20 protein-coding genes are annotated in these 22,958 nt (G+C 47.0%); 6 read left to right on the top strand and 14 right to left on the bottom strand.

From position 1 onward, the window contains the following. Nucleotide 1: 1 nt before the first annotated feature. From ctaD to lexA, 4 genes are all read right to left on the bottom strand, one after another. Nucleotides 2-1,594, bottom strand: coding sequence for a cytochrome c oxidase subunit I (gene ctaD / locus IEY09_RS09250; RefSeq protein WP_011718710.1), 1,593 nt, complete (start codon nt 1,592-1,594; stop codon nt 2-4). 9 nt (nt 1,595-1,603) lie between these two features. Next, nucleotides 1,604-3,145, bottom strand: a complete 1,542-nt coding sequence (coxB, locus tag IEY09_RS09245) for a cytochrome c oxidase subunit II (protein WP_188870786.1) — start codon at nt 3,143-3,145, stop codon at nt 1,604-1,606. A gap of 405 nt (nt 3,146-3,550) precedes the next feature. Continuing rightward, nucleotides 3,551-4,063, bottom strand: coding sequence for a cell division inhibitor SulA (locus IEY09_RS09240; protein WP_188870783.1), 513 nt, complete (start codon nt 4,061-4,063; stop codon nt 3,551-3,553). Further along, complete coding sequence (gene lexA / locus IEY09_RS09235) at nt 4,060-4,680, bottom strand: transcriptional repressor LexA (protein ID WP_188870781.1); 621 nt, start codon at nt 4,678-4,680, stop codon at nt 4,060-4,062. The genes IEY09_RS09240 and lexA overlap by 4 nt, the downstream gene beginning before the upstream one ends. 285 nt (nt 4,681-4,965) lie before the next feature. Between lexA and plsB the strand changes: the two genes are divergently transcribed. The 3 genes from plsB to IEY09_RS09220 all read left to right on the top strand — a co-directional run bounded on the left by plsB (nt 4,966) and on the right by IEY09_RS09220 (nt 9,560). Next, the gene (gene plsB / locus IEY09_RS09230) at nt 4,966-7,389 is read left to right on the top strand and encodes a glycerol-3-phosphate 1-O-acyltransferase PlsB (RefSeq protein ID WP_188870779.1); all 2,424 of its coding nucleotides are present in this window, start codon (nt 4,966-4,968) and stop codon (nt 7,387-7,389) included. After that, entirely contained in the window at nt 7,389-8,645 is a 1,257-nt protein-coding gene (gene mtr / locus IEY09_RS09225; protein ID WP_037423680.1) for a tryptophan permease, read from the top strand. The genes plsB and mtr overlap by 1 nt, the downstream gene beginning before the upstream one ends. A 132-nt stretch (nt 8,646-8,777) precedes the next feature. Continuing rightward, nucleotides 8,778-9,560, top strand: coding sequence for a VOC family protein (locus tag IEY09_RS09220; protein WP_144345304.1), 783 nt, complete (start codon nt 8,778-8,780; stop codon nt 9,558-9,560). Between the two features lie 233 nt (nt 9,561-9,793). On the opposite strand, the gene IEY09_RS09215 is transcribed toward IEY09_RS09220, so the two are convergent. Further along, nucleotides 9,794-10,963, bottom strand: coding sequence for a ribonuclease T2 (locus IEY09_RS09215; protein ID WP_088586345.1), 1,170 nt, complete (start codon nt 10,961-10,963; stop codon nt 9,794-9,796). A 189-nt stretch (nt 10,964-11,152) separates the two neighbouring features. Here IEY09_RS09215 and IEY09_RS09210 point away from each other — a divergent pair, with 189 nt between their 5' ends. After that, nucleotides 11,153-12,727 (top strand): CehA/McbA family metallohydrolase domain-containing protein, encoded by a 1,575-nt coding sequence (locus tag IEY09_RS09210; RefSeq protein WP_055647314.1) that lies wholly within the window; start codon nt 11,153-11,155, stop codon nt 12,725-12,727. Nucleotides 12,728-12,799: 72 nt separating this feature from the next. Here the strand turns inward: IEY09_RS09210 and IEY09_RS09205 are convergent, their stop codons facing one another. From IEY09_RS09205 to IEY09_RS09180, 6 genes are all read right to left on the bottom strand, one after another. After that, nucleotides 12,800-15,943: an efflux RND transporter permease subunit gene (locus tag IEY09_RS09205; RefSeq protein WP_188870777.1), complete on the bottom strand. Its 3,144-nt coding sequence runs from the start codon at nt 15,941-15,943 to the stop codon at nt 12,800-12,802. 9 nt (nt 15,944-15,952) lie between these two features. Then, nucleotides 15,953-17,443, bottom strand: a complete 1,491-nt coding sequence (locus tag IEY09_RS09200) for an efflux RND transporter periplasmic adaptor subunit (protein WP_188870775.1) — start codon at nt 17,441-17,443, stop codon at nt 15,953-15,955. A gap of 21 nt (nt 17,444-17,464) precedes the next feature. Further along, complete coding sequence (locus IEY09_RS09195; protein ID WP_188870773.1) at nt 17,465-17,725, bottom strand: heavy metal-binding domain-containing protein; 261 nt, start codon at nt 17,723-17,725, stop codon at nt 17,465-17,467. A 216-nt stretch (nt 17,726-17,941) separates the two neighbouring features. Then, a complete protein-coding gene (locus tag IEY09_RS09190) occupies nt 17,942-18,382 on the bottom strand; it encodes a hypothetical protein (protein WP_047537915.1) in 441 nt (146 codons plus the stop codon). A gap of 107 nt (nt 18,383-18,489) precedes the next feature. After that, a complete protein-coding gene (locus IEY09_RS09185; protein WP_088586341.1) occupies nt 18,490-18,945 on the bottom strand; it encodes a DUF2057 family protein in 456 nt (151 codons plus the stop codon). A gap of 90 nt (nt 18,946-19,035) precedes the next feature. Next, entirely contained in the window at nt 19,036-19,398 is a 363-nt protein-coding gene (locus IEY09_RS09180; RefSeq protein ID WP_047537921.1) for a hypothetical protein, read from the bottom strand. A 411-nt stretch (nt 19,399-19,809) separates the two neighbouring features. Here IEY09_RS09180 and cymA point away from each other — a divergent pair, with 411 nt between their 5' ends. Next, nucleotides 19,810-20,373 carry a NapC/NirT family cytochrome c CymA gene (cymA, locus tag IEY09_RS09175; protein ID WP_037423641.1) on the top strand — a complete coding sequence of 188 codons (564 nt, stop codon included), beginning with the start codon at nt 19,810-19,812 and terminating at the stop codon, nt 20,371-20,373. Between the two features lie 69 nt (nt 20,374-20,442). Here the strand turns inward: cymA and IEY09_RS09170 are convergent, their stop codons facing one another. After that, nucleotides 20,443-20,979 carry a cysteine hydrolase family protein gene (locus IEY09_RS09170; RefSeq protein ID WP_188870771.1) on the bottom strand — a complete coding sequence of 179 codons (537 nt, stop codon included), beginning with the start codon at nt 20,977-20,979 and terminating at the stop codon, nt 20,443-20,445. Between the two features lie 97 nt (nt 20,980-21,076). Here IEY09_RS09170 and IEY09_RS09165 point away from each other — a divergent pair, with 97 nt between their 5' ends. Then, nucleotides 21,077-22,078 (top strand): GlxA family transcriptional regulator, encoded by a 1,002-nt coding sequence (locus tag IEY09_RS09165; RefSeq protein ID WP_229777826.1) that lies wholly within the window; start codon nt 21,077-21,079, stop codon nt 22,076-22,078. Here the strand turns inward: IEY09_RS09165 and IEY09_RS09160 are convergent. Beyond that, nucleotides 22,035-22,307 carry a DUF1145 domain-containing protein gene (locus IEY09_RS09160; RefSeq protein WP_188870765.1) on the bottom strand — a complete coding sequence of 91 codons (273 nt, stop codon included), beginning with the start codon at nt 22,305-22,307 and terminating at the stop codon, nt 22,035-22,037. The genes IEY09_RS09165 and IEY09_RS09160 overlap by 44 nt on opposite strands. 1 nt (nt 22,308) lies before the next feature. Then, nucleotides 22,309-22,956, bottom strand: coding sequence for a 16S rRNA (guanine(966)-N(2))-methyltransferase RsmD (gene rsmD / locus IEY09_RS09155; RefSeq protein WP_144375861.1), 648 nt, complete (start codon nt 22,954-22,956; stop codon nt 22,309-22,311). Nucleotides 22,957-22,958: the final 2 nt, after the last annotated feature.

Raw genomic sequence — 22,958 nt, 5'->3', positions numbered from 1 at the left:
GTTATTTCACCTCGGGTGGTGTGGTGAAAGAGTGGTAGGGTGCGGGGCTTGGTAGCGTCCACTCTAAGCCTTCGCTGCCTTCCCAAGGTTTGGCGGGCGCCTTTTCACCGCCCCGAATGCACTTAATTACCAGCACGAGGAAGATCAGCTGAGATAGGCCAAAGGCAAAACCCCCAATCGATACGATTTGGTTTACATCGGCAAATTGAATCGAGTAATCGGGAATACGCCTTGGCATACCCGCAAGACCCAAGAAGTGCATCGGGAAAAACAACACGTTGACCGAAATCACCGAACACCAAAAATGCCACTGGCCGAGCTTTTCGCTGTACATATGTCCGGTCCATTTAGGCAGCCAGTAATAGGCTGCCGCCATGATGGAGAAAATCGCACCCGTGACCAACACATAGTGGAAGTGAGCCACCACAAAGTAAGTATCGTGGTATTGGAAGTCGGCTGGCGTGATGGCGAGCATCAAACCAGAGAAGCCGCCAATAGTGAACAGGATAATAAAGGCCACGGCGAACAACATTGGGGTTTCAAAACTCAATGAGCCGCGCCACATGGTCGCTACCCAGTTAAACACTTTTACCCCAGTCGGCACGGCAATCAGCATAGTGCAGTACATAAAAAACAACTCGGCAAACACAGGCATACCGGTGGTGAACATATGGTGTGCCCACACGAGGAAGGACAGAATCGCAATACTCGCCGTGGCATACACCATGGATGAATAGCCGAACAATTTCTTGCGACTAAAGGCCGGAACTATGGCGGAGATAATGCCGAAGGAAGGCAGAATCATGATGTAGACCTCGGGGTGACCGAAGAACCAGAAGATATGCTGGAACATCACAGGGTCGCCGCCGCCTGCCGCCTCGAAGAAGCTAGTACCGAAAAACTTATCGGTTAACACCATAGTGACGGCGCCTGCGAGCACTGGCATGACGGCGATCAGCAAGAAGGCGGTAATCAGCCAAGTCCAGACAAACAGCGGTAACTTCATCCACGTCATGCCGGGAGCACGTAGGTTGACTATGGTTACGATCACGTTGATGGCGCCCATGATCGAACTTATCCCCATGATATGAATCGAGAATACAAATAATGCCGTGCTGTCAGGGCTGTAAGTGGTCGAGAGTGGTGCGTAGAAGGTCCAACCGAAGTTAGGGCCGCCACCTTCCATAAATAGTGAGCTCAGTAAAATAGTAAAGGCGAAGGGTAGGATCCAAAAACTCCAGTTGTTCATCCGTGGAAGTGCCATATCAGGCGCGCCAATCATCATCGGGATCAGCCAGTTAGCTAGCCCTGTAAAGGCTGGCATCACGGCGCCGAATACCATGATTAACCCATGTACTGTAGTCATCTGGTTGAAGAAGTTAGGCTCAACGAGTTGTAATCCGGGCTGAAAGAGTTCGGCGCGGATCACCATGGCCATCGCACCACCGGTTAAAAACATTATGAAACTAAACCATAGGTACAGGGTGCCAATGTCCTTGTGGTTGGTGGTGAGTAACCAGCGCATGATGCCTTTAGGTGCACCGTGATGGTGTTCATCATGGGCGGCAATTTGATCTTGAGTCAGTGTGCTCATCTTAATCCCCTACTGTCCATGGCGAGCAATATCAGCGGGTTGCACTGTATCGCCAGTATTGTTGCCCCACGCATTGCGCTCATAGGTAATGATGGCGGCAAGCTGTTGTAGCGTGAGTTGGTTGCCAAATGCCTGCATCGCCGTGCCCGGTTTACCGTGCATCACTATATCGATGTGATTGGCGACTGGGCCTGTTGCAATAACGCTACCAGCAAGGGCGGGGAAGGCGGGAGGCATACCTGCACCCGTTAGCTGGTGGCAGGCGGCGCAAACTGTGGCATAGGTCTGTTCTCCTTCGGCCATCAGTTCATCATGGCTGAGCGTGGGAAGACTCGCGGGATCGACACTGGCGATGGGCTCTGTCGCTGCTTTGGGCGCATCGGTGGTTGAGGGGGGCTGAGTCGTTGCTACTGGTTCGCTATTGGTGCCACCGGATTTATGGGCATCAACGTCTTTGGCTTGCACCGCATCCCCCGTGTTATTGCCCCACGCATTACGCTCATAGGTAATCACTGCGGCAATTTCTTGGGGCGATAATTGTTTACTGAAGGCTTGCATGGCCGTACCCGTTTTACCATTGAGCACGATTTCAAGATGACCGCTCAGCGGCCCAGTAGCTATGGGGCTGCCTTTGAGATGAGGGAATACGCCTTTGAGACCTTCGCCATTAGGTTGATGGCAGGCTGCGCAGTGACCAAGGTAAACTTGCTCACCCTGAGTCATCAGCTCTTCTTTACTCAGTGTTTGCGATAAGGCGGCTTGTGCGGCTTGTGCTGCGGCATTGGCAGCTTGTTTTTGTTCTGCAACCCAAGCATCGAACTCGGCTTCGGGCAGTGCCTGAACCACTATCGGCATAAATCCATGATCTTTGCCGCAAAGTTCGGCACATTGACCACGGTAAATGCCGGGTTTATCGATACGGGTCCACGCCTCGTTGATAAACCCTGGGTTAGCATCTTTTTTCAATGCAAAATCTGGTACCCACCATGAATGGATAACATCTTCAGAAGTCATCAGAAAGCGGATTTTTCTATTTACAGGCAGGACAAGGGGCTTATCGACCTCGAGTAAGTAGTGCTCTCCCTTGGCCTCACTACCTTCGATTTGAGGTCTTGGTGTGGCGAGAATACTGTAAAACTCAATATCTTGATCGAAATAGCTGTAATGCCACTTCCATTGCGATCCTGTGACTTTTACCGTGAGATCGGCATTGCTGGGGTCTTCCATGGCAATCAGAGTTTTAGTTGCCGGAATCGCCATTAAGATCAGAATGATAAAGGGAATTATCGTCCAAGCGATTTCAACTTTTGTACTCTCATGGAAGTGTGACGCGACCGCGCCCTTGGATTTTCTGTGGTTGATCATGGCATAAATCATAACGCCAAAAACCACTAAGCCTATCGCGCAGCAGATATACAGAATCGTCATGTGCAGGTGGTATACCTTGCCACTGATTTCTGTTACGCCAAGCGTCATATTGAACCGCATGTCTGCTGCGGCCAACGGTGGGGCGAATAGCACCACGAGTAAACAATACAACCATTGCTTCACAAGACTTCTCCTCTGCTAATTGCAAATAGCAACTACAAAGAAGAGCAACACAGTAAGTCTCAACTCTATGCAAACTCTTCAGTTCCCAAAAAAGCTTTTTTGACTTCAACGTGCGTTGGCGGCTTACTTATGATCAAGTATTGTTACTGCTGTTATTAGCCACACTGGCACATACTGCTGAATAAACCCATTATTCTCAATTTTTGTGGGCGAGCGATATTCGAAAATAACGCGATATTTCTGCCTAAACAGGCGATATATCATGTGCGCCTAAATCAAACATACTTGCTGTTTAAAAATTGATCAAGATCACTTCTTTTTCTAATTGTCTGAAAAATTGCCAAAAAAAAGCCTCACATTCACAGGTGAGGCGGCTTTCAAGGCTAAATACGGTGTGAAAAATTTTTAATGAACAGAGCTGAAAAATGCGGGTTGAGTAAATTTAGCCGATTGTGTGAGATTGGCATCTGAAGGCAAGTCAATTGTTGTACCTTCGAGCACGATTCCCATTGCACGTGCGCTCTTTGCTACAATTTGTAGGCGACGATTATCGCGAGTATCTAGGGCGTTAATCCAAGTAATCACTGCGCTAGATGTGCCACTGGTTAAGGCTTTTTCCATCGCCCAAAGGGTTTCGACCTCATCTTTTGCGTGAACCAATAGTACGCGATCCATACGCACACCTGCGTTTGCTAATAGCTGCTTGTAGCCAATACTAGGTGGGTTGATGAGCACTATCCATCTTCCCTGTTGGCTCAGTTGGGCAAGTTGTTTGCTCAGCTGTGTCAGCTCTTGGCGCCCTTGGCTCTGAGTTGGCATAGTGACTATTGATGTATGCTGCCAGTCGGTCTCTGTATCTCGAACCGTATCGAGCCATAAACCGGGGTGACGCGGGGCATTACCTAATAGTTTGTTCATAGCCAATCTCCATTGCGGATCACCCCTACGGCGAGCCCTTCAATTGTTAGACTTTGGAAACTCAAATCGACTTTAATCGGTGAATAGTCTTCATTCTCGGCATGTAGGTAGACTAAATTACCTTTTTTTTCAAAGCGTTTTACGGTTACATCATCATCAACGCGAGCAACAACAACTTGTCCATTGCGTGCTTGTTGTACTTTATGAACGGCAAGCAGGTCACCCTCAAGGATGCCGATATTCTTCATACTGTCGCCTTTTACGCGCAGCAGGAAATCGGCAGCAGGGTGGAACATGCTGGGGTCGACTTGGTAATACTGTTCGACATGCTCTTGGGCGAGAATCGGTTCACCCGCTGCCACTTGGCCAATTAGTGGTAAGCCTGTTTCGCGGTTAACTTCTTCCTCTACAGGGAGACGGATCCCGCGGGAAGTACCAGGCATGATCTCGATGCAGCCTTTTTTCGCCAATGCCTTAAGGTGTTCTTCTGCGGCATTTGCACTTTTAAAACCCAAACGGGTGGCAATTTCGGCCCGAGTGGGTGGCATGCCAGTCTCGGCAATATTACGTTTAATCAGCTCTAAAATTTCGGCTTGGCGTGGCGTCAACGGTCTCATGGTCTTTCCTGTTTTTCTATACAGTTACTGTTAGTATATACAGTATTATTGGTAGTGCAAGTATTAACCACTTTTAACTTGGTCAGCTAGATCTGCAAATAACCGTAATCGTCATCTATGGGGTGAATGCCATTTGCACGGTAGCAATAAATGGCGTTGCCTAAAGTGCGTTACTAAGTCATTAAAATCAGCCGCTGAATCCTGCATCTTTAGGTTGTTTGGGTATATTCTCTAGAATCTGGTATTCTATGGGGCTAATGAACGTACTTACATTGCATAAGAATAATGCCTAAACAAGACTCTCTTTGGTTGAAATCATTACGTTGGATCCAAAAGCACTTAGTGCACACTATTGTTGTGCCACAGGATCCCTTTGCCGATCTGAATCTGGATGCCTCCAGACCGCTTGCTTATGTAATGAAAACAGAATCCCTGAGTGATATTGCTGCGTTAAGCGAGATCACCACGAAACTTGGTTTGCCAAGCCCTTACGAGCCGCTGGTGGTGAATGGCGTTGTGGCGCCACGGGTGGTATGCCTTGAAGGTCGTAAGCCCTTATTTGGTGAACGCGCCAGCAATGAGCCATTCCTCGAATGTTTTATGCGTTTGTTGGCCGTCCATAAGGAAAAGCCAGAGTTAGATATACAGCTGGTGCCTGTGAGTCTGTATTGGGGTCGTACTCCGGGTAAAGAAGACGACACCATGAAGGCGGCAGTGCTTGAGCGCGAGAACCCTACTTGGTTACGTAAGTGCTTGATGATCCTATTTTTAGGTCGTCATAACTTTGTGCAATTTTCTAATGCGGTATCGCTGCGTTACATGGCCGACGAACATGGTACCGATATGGGCATTGCCCATAAATTGGCTCGAGTAGCGAGAGTGCATTTCCGCCGCCAACGTAAGGTGATGACGGGGCCTGTGTTGCCTAATCGTCAGGCGTTATTCCATTCCTTGCTGAAATCTGAATCCTTACGCAAGGCGATTCAGGAAGAAGCCGCGAGCAAGAAGATTTCTGAAACCCAAGCGCGTGAAACAGCAATTGAATATCTTGATGAAATTGCGGCGAATTATTCCGATAGTCTCGTACGTATTGCTGAGCGCTTTTTAACGTGGTTATGGAACAAGCTCTACAGCGGTATTAACATCAAAGGTGCCGAGCATATTCGGCAGTTACACCACGATGGTCATGAGATTGTGTATGTGCCCTGCCATCGCAGCCATATGGATTACCTGCTGTTATCTTACATTCTGTATTACCAAGGTATGGTGCCACCGCATATTGCTGCGGGTATCAACCTAAACTTCTGGCCTGCGGGGCCGCTGTTCCGCCGTGGCGGGGCTTTCTTTATTCGCCGTAGTTTTAACGGCAACAAACTCTATACGGCCGTGTTCCGTGAGTACCTCGATCAGCTGTTTGCTAAGGGATATTCGGTTGAGTATTTCTCTGAAGGTGGCCGTTCTCGTACCGGTCGTCTATTGGCGCCTAAAACGGGCATGATCGCTATGACGATCAACAGTGTGCTGCGTGGTATCGAACGCCCAGTCACCTTAGTGCCTGTGTATTTAGGCTACGATCACGTGATGGAAGTGGCGACCTATCACAAAGAGCTAAGCGGTAAGAAAAAACAGAAAGAATCTGTATGGCAAGTCTTTGGTGCTATTCGTAAATTAGGTAATTTTGGCCAAGGTTATGTCAACTTTGGTGAGCCGATTACATTGCAGAACTTCTTGAATGAAACGGCACCAAACTGGCGCAGTGAAGTGGCTGATGATCCTGAGCAAAAACCGACTTGGTTAACTCCTGCGGTGAACGTGTTAGCAAATCGGGTGATGACGCGGATTAACGACGCCGCTGCCGCCAGCTCTATTACCTTGACCAGTTTAGTGTTGTTGGCGTCAGAGCAAAATGCCTTAGAGCGTTGTTTGCTCGAGCGTCAGTTAGATTTATACCTGACCTTGCTTAAGCGTGTGCCTTACACGTCGTTTACGTCGGTTGCCGAAGGTGATGGCAAGCACTTAGTACAACAAGGATTAGAGCTTAACAAGTTCTCCATCAATGCCGATCCTTTGGGTGAGATAGTGTCAATTGATGAAAAACAAGCGACGTCAATGACATACTATCGCAATAATATCATTCACTTATTTATTATTCCGTCATTAATTGCCAGCTGTTTAATCAATAATAAACAGATTTCAAGAGCGCAAATCCTTGGGATAGTGAACGACTTTTATCCGTTATTGAAGGCGGAATTGTTTATGGGGATCAAAGATCTCCCAAGCTATGTGAATCAAGTGCTTGAGCTGTTTATTGAGCAAGGTCTAGTGCAGGAAAGCGATATGTTGTCGGTTGTGACAGAGCACACCTGCCAAATGTTATTGTTGGCTGGCAGCGTTAGTGAGACCTTGCAACGCTATGCCATTATCTTCAATCTGCTGGCCCACAGACCTAAGATGGAGCGTTCGGATCTCGAGTCTGAAAGCCATCTGCTTGCCCAACGTTTAGGGGCGCTGCATGGAATTACCGCACCAGAATTTTACGATAAGAAACTCTATAACACCTTGAGTGTTAAGCTAAAAGAGTTGGGTTATTTCTCTGGTAAGGAAGATAAATCTGATGTTGAGCGCATTCGCGATCAAGCTAATAGCTTACTCAGAGCCTCTGTAAGGCAGACGATTGTCGCCAGCGTGACCGCGGAGCATATCGCTTAATGGCTAACCATATGAATGCGGCGAAGAATAAGCCGGTGGGCAAGTCTTTGCTCGGTGGTGCCATGATTATTGCCGGTACCACAGTAGGGGCGGGGATGTTTTCTTTGCCTGTCGTGGGCGCTGGCATGTGGTTTGGTTACTCGGTACTGATGTTACTCGGTATTTGGTTTTGCATGTTGATGTCGGGACTGTTACTGCTCGAAACCAACCTGCATTTCGAGCCGGGGGCGAGTTTCGATACCCTGACCAAGGAAACCCTGGGCCAGTTTTGGCGCATCGTGAATGGGGTGTCCATTGCCTTCGTGCTCTACATCTTAACCTACGCCTACATCAGTGGCGGTGGCTCGATTGTTAACCATAGCCTCCAAGGTATGGGGATTGAGCTGCCTCAAAGTGTCGCCGGATTAGTATTTGCTGTCGTGCTCGCCTGTATCGTGTTGATCAGTACCAAGGCGGTGGATCGTATTACGACGATTATGCTCGGCGGGATGATTATTACTTTCTTCCTCGCGATTGGTAATTTGCTGATCGAAATCGATGTGACTAAGTTGCTCGAACCGGATGGAAAGCAAAGCTTTATGCCTTATCTGTGGGCGGCTTTGCCATTTGGTCTAGCCAGTTTTGGTTACCATGGAAATGTGCCGAGTCTGGTGAAGTATTATGGCAAAGATTCATCGACCATTTTCAAAGCTATTTTTGTCGGGACTTTTATCGCGCTGATTATTTATGCCTGCTGGTTGGTCGCCACTATGGGCAATATTCCCCGCAGCCAGTTTAGTGAGATTATTGCCCAGGGTGGCAATATGGGTGTGTTAGTCGGCGCCTTGTCGAAAGTAATGGAAAGTAGCTGGTTAAACAGCATGTTAACCCTATTTGCTAATTTAGCTGTGGCGTCTTCTTTCCTCGGTGTGACCTTAGGTTTATTCGATTATTTGGCCGATTTATTCGGATTCGACGATACGCGCTCTGGCCGGATGAAAACGGCGATTGTCACCTTTGTGCCGCCCACCATATTTGGTTTGCTGTTTCCCGATGGCTTTTTAATTGCCATTGGATTTGCAGCCTTAGCGGCAACCGTATGGGCTGTTATCGTGCCAGCGCTGATGGCCTACAAGTCGAGACAACTCTTCCCTAATCATCAAGGTTTTAGGGTCTTTGGTGGCACGCCGTTAATTATCCTTGTGGTGTTGTTTGGTGTCGTGACGGGTGCTTGTCATCTACTCGCGATGGCGAATTTATTACCACAGTTCTCCTAAGTATTTCGCTCGCAAATCAAGCCCTCAAATAGAGGGCTTTTTCTTTGTATTCATCTTTTTACCGCCAAAACTGGACAGTTGCATAAACTCCAGCTTAACTCGAACACATTATCTGTTTGATTGGAGTCTGCAATGAGGATTACTCAGTACGCACAGGGACAGGCCTGTTGGGTTGAATTGGCGAGCCATGACTGGCAGGGTGCAGAGGGTTTTTACCATGCGCTGTTTGGTTGGAATGCGGTGGAAATGGCAATTCCTAATGGTCATTTCTCGCTGTTCAATCTGGAGGGGGACGATTTAGGGGCCATGTATCAAATCCCTGAGTCGGAACCACAGATCCCTAGCCATTGGCGGATTTATTTTGCGGTTAAGGATATCGAAGCGACGGTTGCCGCCATCCTGGCTGCGGGTGGGCAATTACACATGGGACCGCATGTGGTGGGTGATGCGGGTGTGATGGCGCAGGTGAGCGATCCCGAAGGCGCGCGCTTTGCCCTGTGGCAAGCGAAAAATCACTCGGGCTCACGTCGCCAAGGTGAAGAAAATACCCTGTGTTGGGTGGAGCTGGCTTGCCGTGAACCTAGCGCCGAAGCCAGTTTTTACACTCAAGTGTTTCCTTGGACCGCGCTCCCCAGTCATGTGCCCGGCATCGATTACACCGAGTGGCAAATTGATGGTCAGTCTATGGGGGGCATGATGAAAATGATGCCGGAATGGGGCGAGATCCCCGCCCATTGGATGCCTTATTTTGTGGTGGCGGATTGTGATGCTTTTGCCGCTAAGGCGCAGGGGCTGGGCGCACAGCTATGCGTGCCGCCAAGCGATATCCCTGATGTGGGACGTTTTGCGGTTATTGCTGACGCCCAAGGTGCTACTTTCGCGGTAATACACCTATCCCAAAATGAAAACCAATAAGTTAACCTGAGCAGGGATAAGTAGCGCCGCTGAATAGGCATCTTTTCGGGCCTCTCTGCGTTGCTCTGTCTAACCATAGCTCGCTATGGCATACGACAGAGCGCCTTGATATGCACAAAAATCTGCGCATTCAGTCATAAGAAATTGTATTTTAAAAACAATAGTTTATGGCATTATCTTGGTTTGTTAAATTTAGATTTTTTCGACACTCGTTACCCCAAGTTCAGGTTAAGTTAGTTTGGTTTGTCGATAGAGAGTGGGTCCGGACAGTTAGTCTTTTTCGCCTTGGGTGCTTTAGCAAGTAGGCTCGGAATTGAGTCTGATAGCTTGATCTCTTGTGGAAGATTAATCCGGATTTCGCTTAAGAGTCCCTTGGCGCAATCAAGCGTGATCTTAGTGTGTGCACCTTTACCGAAGCTAGTATCAAAGCTTTGATTCAACTCTTGTTGTGTGACTTTTTTACCAATTCTTTCATGGATAAATTGTTGTACCCATGTCGAGGCATTGACTTCCTGCGTCAGCTGAGTCGCCAGTAAAAAATAGTCATTGGGGTCTTGATTGCGACAGGTACCGTGCTTCCACCATTCATGGCGTTCTAAACAGGTGCCGTAGCGAGCACTTGGCATCACTTCTTCCAGATTCTTTTGCACAGAGGCATTGAGTGGTACTTCAGGATAATCGCAAAAATCACTTGGTTGTTGTTTTACGCTGCTGCAAAAGCCGTAACGAGTGCCACATTGCTGGCGATTAGGCCAGAGGCCATGCAGGCTAAAGTGTTGCCATTGAGGCGCATCACTGGTTTGGCTTAAGGCGCGGCATTCTGCTTTACGACTGCCATAGAGTTCACAAAAGGTGCTTTGCCAACTTAAGGCAAGCACATGGGAGTCGTAATTATCCTCGATTTGACACACATGGCCTTGGCGTTTCTCCGGCGTACCTCGTTCTTTTAGGCTTTCACGATTGATGGCTTTGATATCAGAGGCTGTAGTGGTTTGCGTAGGCTCTTTGGTTGAGTTTGGCTGATAAGTCTCTGCCGCCGCTACATTGGTATTGTATTGTCCACAATCACCTTTAATCCAGCGTAACGGTGAACTGATGGCATTGGTGCGGACGCGAATCCAGTCAGGATTGACGCTGTTTCCTAAAATCTCCGTAACGGGATAACGTTCACCGATATTGCTCTGCCAATCATCGGGATTGGTTTGTTTATTTTTAGACTGAAACAATTCACAGCGTTTATTGGCAATAAACTCCCCTGTGGCGGGGATGGCATATGCGGGTGCTGCTGACATGATTAGTGCAGAGCATAAACTGAACGAAGCGAGTAAAACATGTAATCGTTTTTTAAGGAAAAGTCTTTGTGGCCATATTTGGCTGATAATTAAACAAGATGGCTTAGTCATGTGATGGCATCCTTTCTACAGCAGTGAGTCGAGTCAATTCTGTGGTGCGCTGCGTTAATGGTACATATAAGCGTTGTAAACTGAGAGGCTTATTTTATGGATCGCAAACATCAGTGTCATTAGGGTGTCATGCATTCGACTTATATTTGGGTTTTATTGCTAAAACTTTTGAATATAAAGAGGTTATTCATGCATAAGGTCATAAATCTCAATGTTGTTTTATTATCGTCTCTAGTAGTGCTATCTGGTTGTAATTCTGACTCTGATAAGACTGATCCTACACCCATTGAGCCCAGTGGGCGTTGGCTAAAAGGTGACTTACACGTTCACACTGCGGTTTCGCAGGATGCTCGTGAAACCCAGTCTGATATTCTGAAATGGGCCTTTGGTGACTTCGGTTTAGACTATGTTTCATTATCAAATCATATGCGTAACAACAGTCAAGATAATGATGATAACGACGTCGGTGGATTACTATTTTACGATGCGTTAACTCAGTATGAAATTCCCGGTTTAAAGAAGAACATGCCTAACTATGAGGGCAAGATTGCTTATTCAAGTTTTGAGTGGGATATGCCAACCCATGAGCACTTTAACATTGGTATTTTAGGTGATGAAGCCAAAGTTCTGTCTGCGGTTAAGACCTTTGAGTACAGATTTAGCAGTAAAAATGATATCACGAACTTTGATCCCAAAGATGTTGCTGCATGGACGGCTGCGGGGGATACCCGTCAAAATAAGACTCATGAGGATGCTATTGCTGCTTTGAAGTGGTTAGAGACTCATTATCCAGACAGCAGCTACGGGATGCTAAATCATCCTCGCCGTTATTTATCCAGTTATACGATTCAAGATGTTAGAGAGCTGAACGATGTTGCTCCGAATGTTTTCTTTATGGTTGAAGGTCTTGTCGGTGGCCAGTTCAGTGGTAACCGTGGTGACTATGGTGAGCGTAGTAGTGGAGTGTACGGCGGCGTCGATCCGGTTGTTGCTGAGGTCGGTGGCTGGTGGGATGCATTATTGGGTGAAGGTCGTCGAATTTGGAACATGGGTAACTCGGATATCCACTTCAAAACACGTACTCCCTACGCTAGTAGTTATTATCCCGGTGAATATGCGAAAAGTTACACTTGGGTCGATGGCAAAGATACTACAGCGCTTTTGAAGGGATTACGCTCGGGTAATAGCTTTTCTGTGTTTGGTGATTTGATCGATGCCTTGGATTTTAAGCTTGAAAATGGCAATAAGAATAGCGTTACCATGGGACAAACTTTAGTGGCTAAACCTGGCGATAAGTTAACACTCACTATCCGCTTTAAAAGTCCGGCGTTGAATAATAAAGAGTCCGATATAGGTAATGAAATTTATGCTGGAATTAACCCTGGTGTAAACCACATAGACTTGATTGCGGGTAACGTGGGTCAGCGTGCTGAGCCTGGGACCGCGGCTTACAGAAAAGAAACAAACGATTCAACCTTAGTCGTTAAAACCTTTACTCGTGCCGACTGGCATAAAGATGCCGATGGCTACTACAGTATGAGTTACAGTTTTATCGCGGATCGGCATCAATATTTCCGTCTGCGTGGGACTAATTTAGATTATAACCAAGCTAATCTGACGGAAAGAGGTAATCCTTTGAAGTCAGCTGTGATTAATCAAGCTGAAGGTGAATCGGTACAGTCTTGGTATAACAAGATTAATGATCGTAACTATAACGACCTGTGGTTCTATTCTAACCCTGTGTTTGTTAACACGGTTCAATAACCCCTTTTAAATGCGGTTGAATAAAAATCCCCCAGACTATTATGGTTTGGGGGATTTTTTATGCCTGTGCTATCAGTGAACTGCGTCTTGCTTTAATTTACGCGAGTAAATGAGAAGATACAGTGCCGGCAGTACAAACAACGACAGTATTGGTGCTGTCACCATTCCACCGACCATTGGGGCGGCGATTTTTTGCATCACATCGTTACCCGAACCTGCGCCCCACATAATGGGGAGTAGGCCGAAGAAGATGGTGGCAACTGTCATCGCTTTAGGACGTATCCGCATGACCGCACCTTCTATCAAGGCTTCTTTTAAGTCTTCAACGCTGTGGTAAAGGTTTTTCTCCTGTCGATGTTTGATGGCGTTATTTAAATAGACCAACATAATCACCCCAAATTCTGCTGCTACCCCAGCAAGGGCAATCATACCAACAGCGACGGCAACAGAGATGTTGTAATCCAGTAGATACAATAGCCAAGTGCTGCCGACTAAGGCAAAGGGTAGACTCAGCATGATCATGCTCGCTTGCATGGTAGAGCCAAAGGTCATCATCAGTAGGATAAAGATGACCCCTAATGCCATTGGGATGACTTGCTTTAGTTTGGCGTCGACCCGCTGCATATACTCGTACTGGCCCGCAAAGCTGTAGCTATAACGGGGCGGCATTTTGAGTTCGGCATTTAAAGCTTGCTTCGCGGTGTTAATGTATTCCCCAATAGAAGTGCCCTCAATATCGATAAATACCCAAGAGATTAAGCGCCCGTTTTCGCTGGTGAGCATTGGTGCACCATCGGTGATTTCGATATCGGCTAAATTGCGAAGTGGTAAGTAATTTCCCGATTTAGTGATCACAGGTAATTCACGCAGTTTCTCGATATTGTCACGCAGCTCTCTTGGATAGCGCAGGTTAATAGGGTAACGCTCAGCACCTTGTACGGACTCGCCAATATCCATACCACCGATGGCGTAACGCACTACATCCTGAATATCTTGTAATGACATACCATAACGAGCGGCAACATCCAGTTTTGGCGTAATGTCGATGTAGCGTCCACCACCACTCCGTTCTGCATAGGCCGATTTAGTGTGTGGGACCTTGCTTAAGATAGCCTCAATTTTGGTGCCTAGGGCTTGCAGCTCATTGACATCTGCACCGGTAATTTTAATGCCCACGGGGGTTTTAATGCCCGTTGATAGCATATCGATACGTGTCTTAATCGGTTGTACCCAAGCGTTTGTGAGGCCAGGCACTTTTACCGTCTGCTGTAACTGATTAATGATGCCATCTAAGGTCATGCCTTCACGCCATTCGTTGTGGGGTTTTAGCATGATTGTGGTTTCGAGCATGGTGAGTGGCGCAGGATCTGTCGCCGTTTCGGCCCGCCCCACCTTACCAAATACGCGAGCGACTTCAGGGACGGTTTTAATCAAACGATCCGTCTGTTGTAGCACTTCGGCGGCTTTGCTGGCGCTAATGCCTGGCAATGCCGTTGGCATATAGAGTAAATCGCCTTCTTCGAGCGCAGGCATAAACTCGCTGCCCATACGTGTCATGGGATACCAAGCACTGGCCAGTGCCATTAAAGCAATTAGTAGGGTTACTTTTGGAAACTTCAGCACCAGTTTCAACGACGGTTGATACAGAGTAATTAGCACTCGGCTGATGGGATTACTGCGCTCGCTAGGAATTTTTCCACGAATAAAGTAACCCATCAGAATTGGCACTAGCGTAATGGATAATAATGCCGCTGCCGCCATGGCAAAGGTTTTAGTGTAAGCCAGTGGCGCAAATAAGCGTCCTTCCTGCGCTTCTAGCGCAAATACGGGTACAAAACTTAAGGTGATAATAATCAGTGAGAAAAACAGTGCAGGACCCACTTCGATAGAAGCTGCGCTAACAATTTCCCAGTGTTCTTTAACCGACGGTTCGCGTTGATGTTCGGTTTTAAAGTGCTCTAAATGTTTGTGCAGGTTTTCGATCATGACGATCGCACCATCTACTACGGCACCGATGGCAATAGCGATGCCACCAAGACTCATAATATTGGCATTCACCCCCATTTTATTCATCACAATAAAGGCAATAAGAATCGACAGCGGTAAAGTAATCACCGCGACCAATGTTGAGCGTGCATGCAGTAAAAATAATAGGCAAACCAAGCCCACTACCAACATTTCTTCAATGACTTTGCTGAATAGGTTGTCGACAGACTTTTGAATTAATTGAGAGCGGTCATAGGTTGGAATGATTTCCACCCCTTCAGGCAGACCTGTTTTTAACTCTTCCAGTTTAGCTTTAACCGCATCGATAGTGGAAAGTGCGTTTTCACCGTACCGCATCACCACAATGCCGCCCACGACTTCGCCTTCGCCATCAAGCTCGGCAATACCGCGGCGAGCAGCGGGGCCTTTGCGCACGGTAGCGACATCTTTGAGTAGTAAAGCTGTTCCGGAAGGGCTAGTAATCCCTAATGGGATTTCACGAAAATCAGCTAATGTTTGACGATAACCTTTGGCGCGCACCATATATTCGGCTTCGGCCATTTCGACCACTGAACCACCAGCTTCGCTATTGGCTCTTTCTATCGCCTCTTTGACGGTGGCGATATCGAGTTTATAGATCGCCATATTGTCTGGCTCGAGCACGATCTGATAGGTCTGCTCCATACCGCCTACCGTGGCAACTTCAGATACGCCTGCGACGCTTTGCAGCTCGAGTTTGAGGTACCAATCCTGTAGGCTTTTAAGTTGCGAGAGATCTAAGTTGCCGGAGCGGTCGACCAGCGCGTACTCAAACACCCAGCCCACACCTGACGCATCAGGGCCGAGTGAGGGTTGTACCCCTTGAGGTAAGCGACTGCTGATCTGGCTTAAATACTCCAACACCCGTGAACGCGCCCAATAGATGTCGGTGCCATCTTCGAAGATCACATACACATAAGAGTCACCAAACATCGAGAAACCCCGCACGGTTTTTGCTCCGGGTACGGCTAACATGGCGGTCGATAATGGGTAAGTCACTTGTTCTTCAACGAGTTTTGGTGCTTGCCCTGGATAAGGGGTCTTAATGATCACCTGCACGTCGGATAAATCCGGCAGGGCATCGAGCGGCGTTTTACGCAACTCCTGCACGCCCCAGACAGTAACCATGATGGCGATAATTAACACCATAAGTCTTTGTCTGATCGAGGACTCGATAATATATTTCAACATAATGCGCTCCTAGTGCTGATGACCGCTGCTTAAACGCATTAGGCTGCCCTTGAGGCTGGCCTCGGAGTCGAGCAGGAATTGCCCTGAGGTGACGACACGTTCACCTTCGCTTAGGCCCGAGACTATCTCGGCCTTGCCTTGGCTCATCATGCCTACAGTGACAGCTTTTGCGATAAAGCTGTCATCGGCTTGTTTGACTATTACGCGGTTTTCTTTACCCGTTTGGATGAGCGCTTCCTGTGGGATCACGAGTACATCCTTATTTGGGCCGCCAAAGAGCGAAACCTTAGCGAGTGTCTTGGGTCTTAAAGAGACATCGGTATTATTCAGTACCACGCGTACTCTCAAACTACGGGTAACAGGGTCTAGCTCGGGATAGATATAGTCAACCGTGCCTTCAATACCGTTGATATTCATCGCGGGCACAGAGACTTCGGCTTTTTGCCCAACCCTAATCCAGCTTTGTTCATTTTCAAACACATCGGCGATGACCCATACCTTAGAAAGATCGACCAATGACATGACTTCAGTAGAAGGCTCAATATACATACCGTCACGGATGGAGAGTGTTTCGACAACACCTTCCTGTTGTGCGTAAAACGGTACTCGATATTGGGTTTGGCGTGAGCTGGCTAATTGTTTGATTTGTTGTTCGTTAAACCCTAAGAACGACAGCCTTAAGCCTGCCCTGCGGACCAGATCTTGGTATCTTTGGCTACCGGAGGTTTTCGCTGTATCTAAGGCGAGCAGATAATCATCCTGAGCATTGACTAAATCGGGTGAGTAGATCTCATAAAGTAGCTGCCCCTTTTTGACGGTATCCCCCATGGATTTAACCATTAGCTTTTCAACCCAGCCAGTAACGCGGGCATGAATATGGCTGATCTGGCTCTCGTCATAGTCTATTTGACCCACGGTTTCGACAAACTTCCATAGGGTATCGCGCTCAACGTTGGCGACTTTAAGGGCAAGTGCTTGTTGCATACCGCCAGAGACATTAATGTTAATTTCCTGCGTATTGCCGCCTGTTTCGACCTTCTCTAAATTCATCCCACAAATAGGGCAAGTACCTGGGAAATCACTAATGATGTGGGCATGCATTGGGCACACATACTTAATCGTTGCGCCAGAATTTTGATTTTTGACTAAGTTATTGGCTTTAGGCGTTGGGGTATCAAACACTTGAGCCGCGTTGGCGTTTTGTGTATGTGCTTGATGTTCGTCATGTTGTGCAGTATTGCTTGTTTCTTCCTTCTCAACGAGAAACATATTGCACTTAGGGCAGCGGCCGGGTTCATGGCTTTCTACTTCAGGGTGCATAGGGCAAGTATATGTTTTGACTTGATTGGCGCTATTGCTGTTATGCTGATGCCCCGCCTCTGATTGAGCCGCAGGATCAACAAGCTGAGCCTGGGTTAACCAAGGAGTGCCCAGCAGAAAGCTACTGAGTATCAATACAGCCTTAGTGCACGGTTTTTTTACTTTGTAAAATTGGTTCATATGCCTCATCTCCAGCCTAGCTTAGTGGTGCGCGTGATCTTTGTGCATTGCACCGTCAGCCATTTTTTCTGTCGTCGCTTTAGGCTCTAAATTCATGCCACATTTAGGGCAAGTATCGCCTTTGTTACCTGTAACTTCGGGATGCATTGGGCAAACATAGGCTACAGTTTGTTCCTGTGGCGCGGCATTGTGGTGGTGATGCTCATGGGGTGTTGCTGTAGCAAACACACTGGTGCTGGTCATTAAAAATGCAACTAAGGCAAGATTAGTTAAGGTTTTCATATTCACTCCATCGGGTTTTAGGGCCGAATATGAGTGCATAAAACGTGATTGAGCTTATTTCTTGAGTGCATACTCAAAACTAATGCCATGGGTAGCATCGTGCACAGTCAACGTTTTAGCTTTACTCTGGGTGCTTTATAAGAGGGCACCACAATAAACGGCAAAATAAATAGTTAGCTTGGTTCGCCCTGAAAAAAGGGCACAATGAGGCTAGGACTAGGCTATCGGTGGCTTGAAGGCCGACGATAAAGAGATAGAGTGGAAATGAGGCATAGGAGTGGCCATAGGGGTATCACTCAGACTCACACTTGGCCAAAGATGTGGACTGAAAAGCGTACCAGCAACTGAGATCGTCAAGCAATGTCCACAATCGTTAAGACAGGACGTGGTGCCATTACAACAATGCTGTTTTGCGCCGGGAAGCATTTGATCGTTACAGCAATTTGTATTGGCCATTGCACTGGCGTCAGCGTGGTGCTCGGTGTTCATTTGCATCATTGCCGCGTGATCCATTCCTTGGTTGGAAAGGCTATGAACCATAGCGCCCATTTCCATTGAGCGCATCACCATAGCGTGTCCATTAGACACAACACCTTGCCCGACCAATGCGAGTAAAGTGAATATGACTAATAAATAACGACTAAGTGTTTGATGCATAATAATTCCAGATAATGAACGCTTGGATTCTAGCACAGAGGCATTATGCTGCAATGCGTTAACTCACATTTTAGTTAATGCCTCAGCTCATCGCTCCTAAGGTTGGATTATCTAGCGACCTGATTTTGTAAGATCTCTGCCATTAACTGACTGTGATTTTGCAAGACGAGTGGCAGTGGTGTGGCACCATCTACACTGAGCTGTATATGAGGGTTATTGATAAAACGTTTGGCATCAGCCTCGCTAGTTAATGTTGGAGTGCTGATCTGGTAATTCGACTGTGGTGCAACATCTAGGGTAAAGAATAGAGGCTCAGACTTCACCCAAGTGCCACTGTCATCGGCGCGATAACTGAATAGATCTTGATATTTTACTTCAATTAGCACTTTACCTTCAGGTAGTTGTACTGGTTTAAAGGATTTAGTTGCTTGGCCATTAATGCTGACCACATTGAGTGTATCAGTGCCTTTCAAGGTCGCAGCACTCGCCGTCATGCTGATAGCAATAGTACTGATGATGAATGTAACGCCAACGAAAATTTTACTAAATAAGGTCGTTTTCATAATAAACTCCAAAATTTGCGTGATCGCGTGAGCGCCAAATCGTGGTGGCAGCTTCGCGAGCGATTGAATCGATTTAATGATTAAGATCGGTTACAGCAAATCGGAGTTGGGTGGTGGTGTGGTCAACCCAAGGTCGGCGGTTTGAATCGCCCAGCTTTTGTTCGTAATACGATTACTAGCATGACTCATCAACGCGAGTTGTGGTTGTGATGTTGAGAGGTAAAGCTGTGCAACGCAATGAGTTTTGCAATGGTTGGTAAGAGAGTCTTGGCAATGCAACATGCATTCGTCTGGGGGACAATCGGGCATAGTGCAATTTATTTTGCCATCAACCATTTGCATGCTGGATATATCGTGAAAGTCATTCATCGCTGAAGTTGGCATAGCATTCACCATCGCCGACTGAGCGATAAGTGAAAATAACAGTGCTATGGTGATCCAAAACTTAGCCATAAAAAAAACCGTTGCCAATGTACCTATCCTTAAAGACCAACAAATTGCATAAAAAGTTTCATTTTGAGTTTAGTTTTAGGCGTCAGGCTTTTATAGCAAAGGTTAAATGTCGTCTTGATCACATTTTTGTATTCTAAAAATGATTTCATTGCCTTAGCTTCTTAAGGTAGTACTTAATCATTTGTCGCTTAGCATAATGATGAATGTATTAGTGAGAGTTGAAGTACCCTAATGCTCTGCTAAGCTGGTTTTAGCGAGTCGTATTATTCAGAGTTAGAGCTAAGTCTCATTTTGCGCTTTTAAGTTTACATTAATCGGCATTTTAGGCTTGAAATCAAATTTCTAATAAATGAAAAAATATAAAATAGTCTTATAAAAACTAATTTTGACCATATTTTCGGAGATAGAGTGATGAACTGGCGTGCACTATTTAAACCCAGCGCGAAATATTCCATCCTAGCGCTACTGGTTGTTGGTATCGTTATTGGTGTTGTGGGCTACTTTGCAACCCAACAAACCTTACATGCGACGAGTGAAGACGCATTCTGTATGAGCTGCCATAGCAACCACTCATTGAAAAATGAAGTGTTAGCTTCTGCCCATGGCGGTGGCCGTGCTGGTGTGACCGTACAATGTCAAGACTGCCACTTACCACATGCTCCAGTGGATTACTTGATCAAGAAAATCATCGTATCTAAGGACTTATACGGTTTCTTAACTATCGATGGCTTTAACACTCAAGCTTGGCTAGACGAAAACCGCAAAGAGCAAGCTGACAAAGCTTTAGCTTACTTCCGTGGTAATGACTCTGCTAACTGTCAACACTGCCATACTCGTATTTATGAAAATCAACCTGAAACAATGAAGCCAATGGCTGTGAGAATGCACACCAACAACTTCAAGAAAGATCCTGAAGCAAGAAAGACCTGCGTGGACTGCCACAAAGGTGTTGCTCACCCCTATCCAAAAGGATAAGGTTTAGCGCTTCAATAGCTTGATATTCAAATAAAAAGCCCTCTTTCGAGGGTTTTTTGCTTTCTCGTCTTATAAGTCTTGGCTATTGATTAATGCCACTCTGCGGGACAAGGCGCTTAGCGAAATTTGATGCACCATTTGCGTGGGAGCTGTGCAGGCATCGGCAATCACTTGCACTGAATAGGCTTGTGCCGCGGGTGATAGCGCTGTATGGGTCACGCAGTTTTGAGTCATGATACCGCATAAGAGTAAATGCTTGATTTGCATATCTTGGAGTAAGTTGGCTAGCTCTGTGCCATCGAAACTGTCGGCAAATTGTTTTACCACAATTGGGGCATTGGGTAGCTCAGCTAAAAGCGCTGGATGGATTTCAACTCCTTGAGTGTGTGGGTTAAAAAAGGGGGCGTCATCCTGAGCAGTATCGGCGATATGCTGCACGAGAATAATCGGTATTGCCTGTTGCTGGGCACATTGCACTGAGTGCAAGGTGCGCGCTAATGCCTCATCGACTTGCCATTGTGGGTAAGCCCCATGGGGAAAGTAGTCATTCTGCACATCAATAATCACTAAGGCGCTGTTCTCTGGGATCTGGTTTAAGCTCGACATATTTTTCTCCTGTTCGTTTTCTCTTGCAAAAGATGTCTTCGAAGGAGAGTTTGCGGTAGATTCATTGCCATTAAGAGTGGCAGAAATGACATCTATGGTGCTTAAATTGACAAATTTTGCCGAGCCATCCCCATTAAAAGTGGCGATATTAGCCATACCCGGTTGTTTAACTTCAGCCGTATTTGGCTTAGAAGAGATGTTGCTGGTGGCTAATAAGCTGATGTTAGCTGACGAAAATAAATCCCTAGGCTCAAGTTGCTTTGCTGTGACTCGGTTATCCCTAGAGGAGATGAATCTCGAAGATCGCTATCAGTTAGTGATTATCCCGCCGAGCATCGAGACTGAGCTTTACTTCAATGCAGCGCCTTCATTGCGATTATGGTTACAGCAGCAACATGCCCGAGGAGCTATTCTCTGTTCTGCCTGTGCGGGAGCATTTGTGCTGGCCGCAGCGGGTTTACTCAATGGCCGCAAGGCGACAACCCATTGGGGGCTAGTGGAAACGTTTGAGACCCAATATCCGCAGGTGAAACTCGAGATCGAAAAAATCATGGTTAACGAGGGCGATATCATCACGGCTGCTGGCATGATGTCGTGGCTCGACTTGGGGCTAGAGTTAGTCGCGCAGTTTTGCCATGTGAAAGTCATGCGCCAACTGGGTAAGTACCTTGTTATCGACACTGGTGGGCGTGAACAGCGTTATTACCAACAGTTTTTACCTAAACGAGATCATGGGGATGCTGTGATCTTGGGTCTGCAAAATCGCCTACAAACCGACTATGGTGAGCCGATGAGTGTTGCGGTTTTGGCGCAGCAGTGCTGTATGGGCGAGCGAACTTTTTTGCGACGTTTTGTGAAAGCGACAGGGCATAAGCCTAATGAATACCTACAAAAACTCAGGATCCAAAAGGCCTGCGACTTACTCGAAAATAGTTCTCTGAGTTTCGAGACCATAGCGCACCAAGTTGGCTATGAGGATGTGAGTGCCTGTCGCAAAGCGTTTACTCGTATTACCGGCCTAACCCCGAGTGCCTTTCGACAAAGGTTTAGTGCGCTTACGCCTGCGCTAACACCTGTCGACGATAGCTCAATAAACTAAATACGCCGAAGATAAACACTTGCAGATAATCTTGTTTGCGCAGCGTCAGCAGATTTTTAAACAGCATATGGAAGATGGCAACCTGGAAGCAATGCATCAAGCAAGTAATGCCGAGCAAGATATTGAGAATAATGCTGATATTGCCTGCAAAAGGCATTACAAGGTTATAAGCCATCATCAGCCACGCGATTAAGGTAATGGCTTTGCCCATATTGATCAGAAACGACATGCTATTCCTCGGTGTTAGCCGGAGTATCTTCGGCTTGGTATTGATATAAGCGATAGCTAACTTGCCCTGCGGTTTTGTCTTTGAGCGGTTGCCAAGTCGCAGGGACTGCCATTTGAGTTAATTCCGACTCAATCTCCACATAAATGAGCGCGCCATCATTAAGCCAACCTTGGCTGTCCAACAGTTGAATGGTTTTTTCTGCTAAGCCTTTGCGGAAAGGCGGATCGATAAATACCACATCAAACCCTTGCTCGCAGCCATTTTGCAGTACGACTAAGGTATCGGCGTTGAGTACCTCGGCATTGTCGCACTTGAGGGTATTGAGATTCGCTTTAAGTTGCATGGCAGCTGGACGTTGCAACTCGATAATCTTGGCGTAACTGGCATAGCGTGAGAGGGACTCAAGCGCCAAGGCGCCGCTGCCTCCGAAGCAGTCGAGCACCCTTGCGTGGGCAATATCATTGGCAAGCCAGTTAAACAGGGTTTCACGGACTCTATCTGTGGTCGGCCGCAGGCCGTCTAAATCATGGATGGGCAGTTTGCGCGAACGCCATTGCCCAGCAATGATCCGCACCTGGCCACTACCGGCTTTCTTGTTGGCCGTTTGACTCTTGGTCACTTGCTTGTTGTTTGCACGATTATTAGCCAAAG

The organism is Shewanella xiamenensis, assembly GCF_014647135.1.
GTDB lineage: Bacteria > Pseudomonadota > Gammaproteobacteria > Enterobacterales > Shewanellaceae > Shewanella > Shewanella xiamenensis.
The sequence above is the reverse complement of the archived record's forward strand: the minus strand, read 5'-3'. Positions and strand labels throughout refer to the sequence as shown.